Below are 10,713 nucleotides of genomic sequence, written 5' to 3'. Positions count from 1 at the left end.
CCCGGCCCCTCCCCCCGGCCCTGGCTGGGGGGAGGGGCCGGCGTGGTTCACTGTGCCCCGTCGATGGTGACTGCGAGCTGTGCCCAGATCGACTCCGAGTGCTGACCGGTCGCCCCGGCAGCGCCGGCGAGGAGGAGCCCCCGTGACCGTGGACGTGTCCGTCGTCGTCGTGACCTACAACGCGCCCGAGTGGACCGCCCAGTGCCTCGACGCCCTGGCCGGCGAGGGGCGTCCCGCCGCCTCCCACGAGGTCGTCGTGCTGGACAACGCCTCCGACGAGCCCACCCGGGCCCTGCTGGCCGAGCGCGCCGCCGCCGACCCGGCCCTGCGCGTGCGCTTCTCGCCGCAGAACCTCGGCTTCGCCGCCGCCTGCAACCGCGCCGCCGAGATCAGCGACGGCCGGCACGTGCTGCTGCTCAACCCCGACGCCGTCGTGCTGCCCGGCGCGATCGACGCCCTGCTGGCCTTCCTCGAGCAGGACCCCACGCGCGGTGTCGTCGGCGGGCGCGTCCTCTACCCCGACGGCACGGTGTCCCTGACGTCCTGCTTCGCCCAGCCGACGCTGTGGAGCTGGTTCTGCTACGCCACCGGCCTGTCCACGGCGTTCAAGCGCTCCCCCGTCTTCGACCCGGAGTCGCTCGGGCGCTGGGACCGCGACAGCGTGCGCGACGTCGGCGTCGTCAGCGGCTGCTTCCTGCTGGCCTCCCGGCAGACGTGGGAGGCGCTCGGCGGCTTCGACGAGGCGTTCTTCATGTACAGCGAGGACGCCGACCTCAGCGCCCGGGCCATCGCCCGCGGCCTGCACCCCTCGATCACCCCCGACGCGGTGGTCGTGCACGCCGGCGGCAAGTCCTCCGCCTCGCGCACCGGCAAGCTGCGCATGCTGCTGCGCGGCAAGGCCGAGTTCGCCCGCAAGCACTGGAGCCCCGCGCGCGCCGCGGCCGGCGTCGCCCTGCTGGCCGGCGGGGCGGGCCTGCGCACCGCCGGGGAGAAGGCGCTGGCGCTGGCCGGGCGCGGCGGGGGCGAGGAGGTGTGGGCACCGCTGTGGCGCGAGCGCCGCGACTGGGGCGCCGGCTGGCCCGCCGACGCCGTCGCCGCCGTGCGCGGGCCCGCGCCCGCCGAGGTGGACCTGCGCGAGCCGCGCCCCGTCGCGCCCTGAGGCCGCCCCCCGCTGAGGTCGCGCCGGAGGTGGCGTCGGAGGCCCCGGCCGCCCGCGCGGGCCGCGGTCGGTACGGTGCCGCATGACCGTCGAGGAGCTCAGCGGCGTCCTGCTCCTCTCCTCCGCCGTGCTGCTCCTGGCGGTGCTGGCGGTGCGGCTGTCGGCCCGCACCGGGCTGCCGTCGCTGCTGCTGTACCTGGGGCTGGGCCTGCTCATCGGCGAGGACGGCCTGGGGGTCCTCTTCTCCGACGCCGAGCTGGCGCAGGTGCTCGGCTACGGCGCGCTGATCCTCATCCTCGCCGAGGGTGGCCTGACGACGAGCTGGGGCACGATCCGCGGGGTGCTGGCGCCGGCGGCGGTCCTCTCCACCGTCGGCACCGCCGTGTCCACGGCCGTGGTGGGTGCCGGGGCGCACCTGCTGCTGGGGACGTCGTGGCCGGTGTCGCTGCTGATCGGCGCGGTGGTCTCCTCCACCGACGCGGCCGCCGTCTTCTCCGTGCTGCGCTCGGTGCCGCTGCCGCGGCGGCTGACGGGGATGCTGGAGGCGGAGTCCGGGCTCAACGACGCCCCCGTCGTCATCGCCGTGCTGACGCTGACGGAGGTCGCCGGCGGGGGCGCCGTCCCGCCGTGGTGGGCGGCGGCCGGTGAGGCGGTGCTGCAGCTGGCCGTCGGCACCGCCGTCGGCGTCGGCGGCGGCTTCGCCGGGGCGTGGCTGCTGCGCCGCACCGCGCTGCCGAGCTCGGGGCTGTACCCGGTGGCGGTCCTGGCGCTGACCGTGGGCGCCTTCGCCGGTGCCGACCTGCTGGGCGGTTCCGGGTTCCTGGCGACGTACCTGTGCGCCCTGGTGCTGGGCAACTCCCGGCTGCCGCACCGGCACACCACGCGGGGCGTGGCCGAGTCCGCCGGGTGGCTGGCGCAGATCGGGCTGTTCGTGGCGCTGGGGCTGCTGGCGAGCCCGTCGCGGCTGCCGGGCGTGGTGGGCGACGCGCTGATCGTCGGGCTGGTGCTGACGGTGCTGGCGCGGCCGCTGTCGGTGCTGGTGAGCCTGCTGCCGTTCCGCGGGGCGCAGCGCTCCAGCGCGGCGGAGCTGGCGTTCCTGTCGTGGGCGGGGCTGCGGGGCGCGGTGCCGGTCGTGCTGGCGACCGTGCCCGCCGTGGCGGGGGTGCCCGGCACGGAGCGGCTCTTCGACGTGGTGCTCGTCCTGGTCGTCGTCTTCACGCTGGTGCAGGCACCCACCCTGCAGCCGCTGGCGCGGGCGCTGCGGCTGGTGCCGACGGCCACCACGGCCGAGCTCGACGTGGAGGTCTCCCCGCTGGGGACGCTGTCGGCGGACGTGGTGCGGGTGCGGGTGGGGGACGGTTCGCACCTGCACGGGGTGGAGGTGTTCGAGCTGCGGCTGCCGCCGGGCGCGAACGTGACGCTGGTGGCGCGCGACGGGACGACGTTCGTGCCCGGGCCGCGCACCGCCCTGCGCCGCGGTGACGAGGTGCTGGTGGTCACGGGCACCGCGGAGCGCGCGGTGGTGGAGGAGCGGCTGCAGCAGGTCAGCCGGCACGGCAAGCTCGCGGACTGGCGCCGACCCCCGAACTCGTAACTCCCAGTATTCATCCGGGTACCTTTCGTGCATGCGCCGTCGCACGGTCCTCACCGGGGGCCTCGCCGCCCTGCTCGTCCCCGCCTCGTCCGCCGTCCTGCCCGCCACCCGCGCGAGCGCCACCGGTGGCGCGGCCGGCACCGCCGCCGGCCTGCCGGACCCGCGGGCGCTGGCCGCCGCCCCCGGACGCGTCGAGCTGGAGCGCGCGCTGACGACCGTCGCACCCGGCCTGACCCTGGAACGGCTCGCCACCCTCGACGCCGCCGGCTCCCAGCGCACCTCCCTGCTGCGCCTGGCCCCCGGCACCGGCACCCGGCCCGCCCTGCTGCAGCGCAGCCTGTCCGAACCGCGCACCCCCGCCGAGCTGGCAGGCACCGCCGGCGCGGTCGCCGCCGTCAACGGCGACTTCTACGACATCGACCGCACCGGCACCCCCGACGGCCCCGTCGTCGTCGACGGCCGCGCCCTCAAGGCCGACGCCGCCGTCCAGCGCGCCGTCGGCGTCGACGACACCCCCACCGGGTGGGCCGGCCGCCTCGGCGACGTGCGCCTGACCGGCACCGCGACCGTCGGTGGCCGCACCTGGCCGCTGGCCGCCGTCGCCACCCGCACCGTCCCCGCCGACGCCCTGGCGCTGTTCACCCCCGCGTGGGGCGCAGGCGACCGGGCCCTGACCGCCCCGGGCGGTGTGGAGCTGGAGGTGCGCGCCGGCCGCGTCAGCGCCGTGCGCTCCCCCGGGCGCGCGCCCGTGCCCGCCGACGGCCTCGTCCTCGTCGCCACCGGCGCCGTCGCCGCCGCCGCCGCCCTGGCCGGCACCGCCGTCGGCACCCCCGCGAGCACCGCCGTCGACGTGCACGTCGGCGCCCTCGCCCCGGGGTCGGACGGCTTCGCCCTCGGCGCCCGCCTGGAGCTCGTACGCGACGGCGCCGTCGCCCCGATCGACACCGCCGACCCCACGTGGGCCGCGCTGCGCGCGCGCACCGCGATCGGCTGGACCCGCGCCGGGGAGCTGCTGCTGCTGACCGCCGACGGCGGCACCGCCCGCTCCCGCGGCCTGACCGCGGTGGAGACCGCGCAGCGCCTGGTCGAGGCCGGTGCCGACGGCGCCGTGATGCTCGACGGCGGCGGCTCCGCGCAGCTCGTGGCCCGCCCCGCCGGCGAGGCGCGGGTCGCCGTGGTGGGTGAGCCCTCCGACGGCGCCCCGCGGGCCGTGGCCCACGCCGTCGGGCTGCTGCCCCCGGCCGCGGACGGGCGCGCCACCGCTGTCGCCTGGCGCGGGACGGACGGGCGCGTGCTGCCCGGCCTGCTGCTGGCCGTGGAGGCCGTGGGCACCGACGCCGCGCTGGCGCCCGCGCCGCTGGAGGCACCGGTGCTCGGCACCGACCGGCCCGCCACCGCGAGCGTCGAGCCGGTCGGGCCCGGCGGCGGCGGCACCCGCGTCCTCGTGCGGGGCGGCGCCCCCGGGCGCACGACGCTGCGGGTGCGCGCCGGCGACGCCCGCGGCGAGCTCGCGCTGGAGGTGCTCGGCCCCCTCGCCGCGCTGGAGCTCGACCCCGCGCCGCAGCTGGGCGCCGTCGGCGCCGTCGCCGACGTGCGGGTCACCGGCCGCGACGGCGAGGGGCGCGCAGCCCGCGTCGACGCCGCCGACGTCACCGTCACCGCCGACCCCGCCCTGCTCGCCGTCACCGCCCTGCCCGACGGCCGCCTGCGGCTGACCGCCACCGGCGCAGGTCCCGCCGCGGTGCCCGTCGTCCTCGGCGCCGCCGGCGTGCGCACCACCACCGCCGTGGCGGTCGGGCTGCGCACCGCGCTCGCCGACCCCGTCACCGACCCGGGCCGCTGGCGCGCCACCGCCACCCGCGCCACCGCCGCCCTGGCCCCCGTCGCCGTGGACGACCTGCCCGGCGTCGCGGCGGCCCTGCGCCTGGCGTACGACGCGCGCGAGCAGCCGGCCGGCACCTCCGTGGCCGCCGCCGTCGCCGACCCGCCCGTCGCGCTGCCCGCCGGCACCCGGGAGGTGGCCCTGCGGGTGCGCGGCGACGCGGCCGGCGGCTGGCTGCGGGCGGTGCTGCGCGTGGACGGGGCCGCCCGGCCGGTGACGTTCGCCGAGCGGGTCGACTTCACCGGCTGGCGCCGCCTGACGGCCGCCGTGCCCGCCGGGGCGCGCGAGGTGGCCGTGGAGCGGGTGTACGTGGCGCAGACCGACGCCGCCCTGCGCACCGCGGGCCGGCTGGACCTGGCCGCCCTGGAGGCCGGCACGACGCCGGTCGCTCCCGCGGTGCAGGACGCACCGCGCGATCCGGCCCTCGCCCCGGGCACCGCCACCGGCCCGCTCACCGGCCGCGTCGCGCTCGTGGCCGCCACCCGCGTGCGGGCCGCGGACACCGGCTCCGAGGCGCCGCTGCGCGGGGCCCTGCGGGCCGCGGCCGCCGCCGGGGCGCACCACGTGCTGCTCGCCGGGGACGTCGTCGGCGCCCCCGGCCGGGCCGGCACCGACGCCGACGTGGCGCTCGCCCGCGAGGTGCTGGCGCGGGAGCTGCCCGCCGGCACGGGCTGGTCCTGGCTGCCCGGTGACGGGGAGGCGGGCACGGCCGCCGCCGCGGGCCCGGCGTCCAGCGGCGCCGCGGCGGCGCACCGGCGGCTCGACCTGGCCGGCACCCGCTACCTGCTGCTCGACGCCACCGGCGGTTCCCTGCGCACCGCCGGCTTCACCCAGCTGCCGTGGCTGTGCGCCGAGCTGGACGCGGCGGCCGCCGACGGCGTCACGGGTGTCGTGGTCGTCGCCGCCCGGGGACCGGGGCAGGACGCGGACGACCTGGTGGACCCGGACGAGTCGGCCCTGCTGCGCGAGCGGGCGGCGCGCTGGCGCACCGCGACCGGCGGGCGGATCGCCCTGGTGGGCCGGGCCGGCGGCGCCGACCCGCGGGTCACCCGGCGCGAGGGCGTGCTGGAGGTGGCGGCCGCCCGGGCCCTGGCACCCGGCGGCGGCGGCTGGACCCTGCTCACCGTCGACGCCGCCGCACCGAGCCCGCCGGACGTCGCCGGTGCGCTGCCCGCCGGCGCCGACGACGGCTGGCTGCGGGTGCACGCCCGGTCGCTGGGTCCGTCCGTGGTGCGGCGGGCGCGGGCGACGCGCTGAGGGCCGCGCGCGGTCCGCGCGGCGAGTAGGATTGGCACTCGAACTCCCCGAGTGCCAGTCGGGGTCTCGACCTCCCTGGAGACGACGTGCCCACCTACGCCTACGCGTGCCAGCAGTGCGACCACAGCTTCGAGGTCCGCCAGTCCTTCAGCGACGACGCCCTCACCACCTGCCCCGAGTGCTCGGGGCAGCTGCGCAAGCTGTTCAACAACGTCGGCGTCGTCTTCAAGGGCTCCGGCTTCTACCGCACCGACTCGCGCAGCGGCTCCGGCTCCGGCTCCGGCGGCTCGGACGCCAAGAGCGGGGCCAAGGACTCCGGCGGCTCGTCGGCCAAGAGCCCGGACTCGTCCTCCTCCTCGGCGACCTCGTCCTCGACCTCGTCGGCCAAGCCCTCCTCGTCGAGCGGCTCGACCTCCGCCGCCTGAGCGGCGGGGACCCGGTCTCCACACCCGCCGCACCGCCGCCGCGGTCCACAGCCGGGCGCGGACGCACCCGCCCCGGCGGCCGCGCGTCCCTAGCGTCCGGGTGTGCTGCGCGAGACGACACCCCGACCCGCCGGGCCCCGCGACCGGCGGCGCCGCAGGCTGGCCCGCCGCTGGCTCAGCGCCGGGCTGACCGCGGCCGCCGCCGGGGTGGCGGTGTCCGCGCTGTCGCCGCCGCAGCCGGCGACGCGGCCGGTGCTCGTCGCGGCGCGCGACCTGCCGGCCGGGGCGACCCTGGCGGCCGGTGACGTGCGCCGCGACGAGCGGCCGGCGGGCACCGTGCCCGACGGGGCCCTGGACGGCACCACCGCGCGCGGGGCCGTGCTCTCCGGCGCGGTGCGCCGGGGAGAGGTGCTCACGGACGCGCGCACCACCGGCGCGGGCCTGCTGGCCGGGCAGCCGCCGGGCACGCTGGCCACCACCGTCGCCGTGGACGAGCGGGCCGTTCTCGACGGGCTGCGGCCCGGTGCCCGCGTCGACGTCCTGGCCCGCACCGACGACCCCGTCACGGGCCTGCCCACCGGTGCCGAGCGCGTCGCCGCCGACGTCGTGGTGCTCGCCGTGCCCACCGGCGCCTCCGGTGCCGGGCTCCTCGGCGCGGCACCGGACGGGCCGGGCAGCGTGCTGGTGGCGGTGGACCCGCCCACGGCCGCGCGCCTGGCGGCGGCCGCCGGGCGCACCGTGCTCGCCCTGCGCGCGCCGTGAGGGAAGCCGCCGCCCCGGGCGGGCCGGGGTCAGAGCGCGCCGGAGGGGCGACGCTGCGCCACCGGACGCGGTGCGGGGCCGCGGTGCGCCGCACCGTCGCGCGTGGCCAGCGACCACAGCAGGTCCCCCGCCGCCGCGGGCTCACCCACGTGGGTGCCCTGCACGAGGTGGCAGCCCAGCACGGCGAGGGCCCGCAGCGTGCCGGCGTCCTCCACCCCCTCGGCCACCACCCGCAGCCCCAGGTCCCTCGCCATCTGCACGGTGGAGCGCACGATCACCTCCCGGGCCCGGTCGGTGGTCATCGCCGTCACGAAGGAGCGGTCGATCTTCAGCTCGTCGACGTCCAGGCCCGTCAGGCGACGCAGCGACGACTGACCCGTGCCGTAGTCGTCGACCGCCACCGAGCACCCCAGGGCGCGCAGCTCGCCGACCACGGCGCGGGCCCGCTGCGGGTCCGCCACCAGGGCCGTCTCGGTGATCTCCAGCACGAGGGCGCGGCCGGGCACCCCGTGCCGCTCCAGCTCACGGGCCACCAGGGCGGGCAGGCCCGTCTCGGCGAGCGAGCGCGCGGAGAGGTTGACGGAGACCGTCACGTCGCACCCGTACGCCCGCCAGCCCGCCAGGTCGGCCAGGGCCTGCCGCAGCACCGCCCCGGTCAGGGCGTGCACCAGGCCGCAGTCCTCCGCCAGGGGCACGAACCGGTCCGGCGCGACGGTGCCGAGGTCGGGGTGGCGCCAGCGCACCAGGGCCTCCGCACCCGCGAGCGCGCCGGTCGCCGGGTCGACCTGCGGCTGGTACAGCACGAACAGCTCACCGCGCTCCACCGCACGGCTCAGCTCCCCCAGCAGCCGCAGCCGCTCGGCGCCGGGCGCTCCGGGTGCACCGTGCTCGCCGCCGTAGGTGCAGGCGCACCCGCGCACCCGCTTGGCCTCGTGCAGGGCGCTCTCGGCGCTGCGCAGCAGGGCCGCCGCCACCGGGCCGTGCCGGGGCGCCAGCGCCACCCCCACGCTCGCCGGCAGCAGCACCCGCAGCCCGCCGGCGTCCAGCGCCCGCCCGGCGCCGTCCACGACGCGCCGGGCGAGGTCCTCCGCGCCGGTGCCGTCGGGCACGAGGACGGCGAACTCGTCGCCGCCGAGCCGGGCGACCACCGCGTCGGCCGGCGCCAGCGCGCGCAGCCGCGCGGCGAAGGCCCGCAGCACGTCGTCGCCCCCGTCGTGGCCCAGCGCGTCGTTGACGTCCCGGAACCGGTCGAGGTCCACCACGAGCAGGCCGGGAGCCGGTCCCGCGGGGACCGTCCCGGCCAGGGCGCGTTCCGCGGCCGCCAGCAGCGCCTCCCGCCCGGGCAGCCCGGTCAGCCGGTCGCGCGGCGACCCGCGGCGGCCCGCCCACGACCCGGCCGGTGCGCCGGAGCGGCGGGCGCGGGGCACCGGACGCCCGGTGAGGGCACCGGCGAGCGCGCCGGCGGCGGCACCGGCCAGCACGCCCACCCCCACGGCCAGCCCCCCGGGCAGCGGCGCGAGGGCCGTCGGGGCGGCGCCGGCGAGGGCGGCGGCGAGGAGCACCAGCGGTGCGCGGCCCGCCCGCGCGAGCCGAGCGGGCCGGCGCGGCGGGCGCCGGACGGCGGACCCGGCGGGGGCAGCGCCCGGCCCGGGCGCGCGTGCCGACACCTCGGCGGGGACGGTCGCAGCGCGGTACCCGTGCACGCCCACCTCCCCGACCGTCGCCTCGACCGCTGTCCCGGCCGAGGCCGGCCTGCGCCGGCCCGGGTCGGGTCGCGGCCGCTGGTCGGCGCCCATCATGTGGGCGCGCGAGCGCGCGAGGAACCCCCGCGACCGTGGAGAGCTGGAAATCTCGACCGACCGTCACACGCGGTCTACGAGAGGTCATCAGGTTCTCGCTGAGAGCGAGGCGCCGGCACCGTGCGTGATCTGCGCGTCAGTCCCAGTGGGGCGGCCGCTGCGACAGGTACCAGTCGTCGTCCAGCCCGCCGGACCGCTCGCCCCAGCCCTCGTCGCGCTCGTCGGCCGAGCGCTCGTCCTCCAGGGACCCCCCGGCCTCCCCCGCCGCCCGGGGTTCCCCGCGCGGCTGCCCGGCACCCCCGCCCGCCGGCCGGTCCGCCTGCCCGTCCGTCTGCCCGTCCGTCTGACCGCCCGGCGCGCTCACGACGCCTCCTCGCGCGGCACCGGAACCGGCCGGGACCGGAGCACCGCCGACGGCTCACCCGGTTCCCCCGGCTCACCGCGCCCGGCGGGGCGATCGACGTCCTGGCCCGCGTCCTGCGCGACGTCCCGCTCGGGGCGGTGCGCCTCGTCGTCCCCGCCGCCCCGGGGCTGACGCGGTGACGGGCCCGCCGGGGCGCCCACGCGCAGGTCCAGCACGAGGTCCGCCGGCACGCCCGCCTCGTCGACCGCCTCGTGCCAGCGCTGCGCGAGCCGGTGCGCCTCGGCCGCCGGGTCGGCCAGCACGTCCGCCTCCAGGGAGCGCACGCACCACCAGCCGCACCGCTCCAGGCGCGCGGGGGCGACGGCTTCGCGCTCCAGCACGCCGACGCGGGCCCACTCCGGGCCGTCCAGCTCCACCGCGAGCGCCGGTCCCGTCCCGTCCGGGCGGCGCACCGCGAGCGGCACGGCCCCGGAGCGGCCGACGCCGATCGCCACGGGCAGCCCCAGGTCCCGGCACGCGGCGGCCAGGCGGCGCTGCAGCGCGCTGGTGGGGCCCTCCACCCGCGGGGCGGGCGACTCCCACTCCAGCGCGGTCCGCAGCAGCAGCGGGCGGCCGGCCACGGCCGCACCGGCCGGCTCACCGCCGTCCGCCGCCTCCCAGCGGGCGTCGTCGAGCACGAGGGTGGTGCGCCGGCGCGAGCGCGTCAGCGCCAGGACGACCTCCTGCCGGGGCGCGTGCCCGGCGCCCAGGCCGTCGCCGCCGGTCACGGGGTCGGCGAGCACCACGACGTGGTCGCGGCGCTCACCGGTCCAGCGCAGCGGCTCGGCGACCAGCAGCGCCTCGGCCGCGCGCCCCAGCCCCTGCTCGGCGAGGCGCCGGCGCAGGACGTCGCCCAGCAGGTCGGCGCCGGCGGCGTCGGGCACGAGGACGCCCAGCGACTGCCCCGGCCACCGGTGCAGCGCGTCGGCGACGACGCCGAGGGTCACCTCCACCAGCGCGTCCGGGCCGCGCCGGCCGCCGGCGCGCGCCGAGGTGCGGTGCACGGCGCGCGGGTCGGGGCCGGCCCCGGGCAGCACGTCCTGGGCGGCGTCGCCGGTGACCGGCACGACGCCGTCCAGCAGCCGGTCGTCGAGGCAGGCGTGCTGGCGCTCCAGGCGCAGGCCGGGCAGCACGCCGGCGGCGTCGTCCAGCAGGCCGCGGAGCGGCCCGGCGGCCCCGCCGGTGCCGGCGCCCGCGTCCCCGTCCCCGCCATCGCCACCGCCACCGGTGGGGCCGAGCAGGTCGCGGGGCCCGGGCAGGGCCGGGTCGCCCACCACGACGAGGCGGCGGCCGCGGGCCAGGGCCGGCAGCGTCCAGGACGTGGCGGTCGAGCGCGCCCCCAGCACCACCACCAGGTCGGCCTGCGGCAGGTCCCCGGCCAGGGCGGCGGCGGCCGCCGCGGACAGCGCCGTGCAGGGCAGCAGCGCGGCCG

General features: G+C 80.1%; 8 protein-coding genes. 5 read left to right on the top strand and 3 right to left on the bottom strand.

The window, feature by feature from the left end:
• Positions 1-142 precede the first annotated feature (142 nt).
• The 5 genes from V9U69_RS00040 to V9U69_RS00020 all read left to right on the top strand — a co-directional run bounded on the left by V9U69_RS00040 (position 143) and on the right by V9U69_RS00020 (position 7,079).
• Positions 143-1,159 carry a glycosyltransferase family 2 protein gene (locus V9U69_RS00040; protein WP_337059237.1) on the top strand — a complete coding sequence of 339 codons (1,017 nt, stop codon included), beginning with the start codon at positions 143-145 and terminating at the stop codon, positions 1,157-1,159.
• An 82-nt stretch (positions 1,160-1,241) separates the two neighbouring features.
• Complete coding sequence (locus tag V9U69_RS00035; protein ID WP_337059236.1) at positions 1,242-2,753, top strand: potassium/proton antiporter; 1,512 nt, start codon at positions 1,242-1,244, stop codon at positions 2,751-2,753.
• A 31-nt stretch (positions 2,754-2,784) separates the two neighbouring features.
• On the top strand, positions 2,785-5,892 hold the full coding sequence (locus tag V9U69_RS00030; RefSeq protein ID WP_337059235.1) for a phosphodiester glycosidase family protein: 3,108 nt from the start codon (positions 2,785-2,787) through the stop codon (positions 5,890-5,892).
• 86 nt (positions 5,893-5,978) lie between these two features.
• Entirely contained in the window at positions 5,979-6,317 is a 339-nt protein-coding gene (locus tag V9U69_RS00025; RefSeq protein WP_337059234.1) for an FmdB family zinc ribbon protein, read from the top strand.
• A gap of 102 nt (positions 6,318-6,419) precedes the next feature.
• Positions 6,420-7,079 carry an RcpC/CpaB family pilus assembly protein gene (locus V9U69_RS00020; protein WP_337059233.1) on the top strand — a complete coding sequence of 220 codons (660 nt, stop codon included), beginning with the start codon at positions 6,420-6,422 and terminating at the stop codon, positions 7,077-7,079.
• A gap of 29 nt (positions 7,080-7,108) precedes the next feature.
• On the opposite strand, the gene V9U69_RS00015 is transcribed toward V9U69_RS00020, so the two are convergent.
• The 3 genes from V9U69_RS00015 to V9U69_RS00005 form a co-directional block, all read right to left on the bottom strand.
• Entirely contained in the window at positions 7,109-8,641 is a 1,533-nt protein-coding gene (locus tag V9U69_RS00015; protein ID WP_337059232.1) for a putative bifunctional diguanylate cyclase/phosphodiesterase, read from the bottom strand.
• A gap of 373 nt (positions 8,642-9,014) precedes the next feature.
• Positions 9,015-9,242, bottom strand: coding sequence for a hypothetical protein (locus V9U69_RS00010; RefSeq protein WP_337059231.1), 228 nt, complete (start codon positions 9,240-9,242; stop codon positions 9,015-9,017).
• The coding region (locus V9U69_RS00005) for a hypothetical protein (protein ID WP_337059230.1) at positions 9,239-10,713 on the bottom strand (1,475 nt) is incomplete at its 5' end. The genes V9U69_RS00010 and V9U69_RS00005, both read right to left, overlap by 4 nt.

The sequence above is a fragment of the Kineococcus sp. G2 genome (assembly GCF_037154035.1).
Classification (GTDB): Bacteria; Actinomycetota; Actinomycetes; order Actinomycetales; family Kineococcaceae; genus Kineococcus.
The sequence above is the reverse complement of the archived record's forward strand: the minus strand, read 5'-3'. Positions and strand labels throughout refer to the sequence as shown.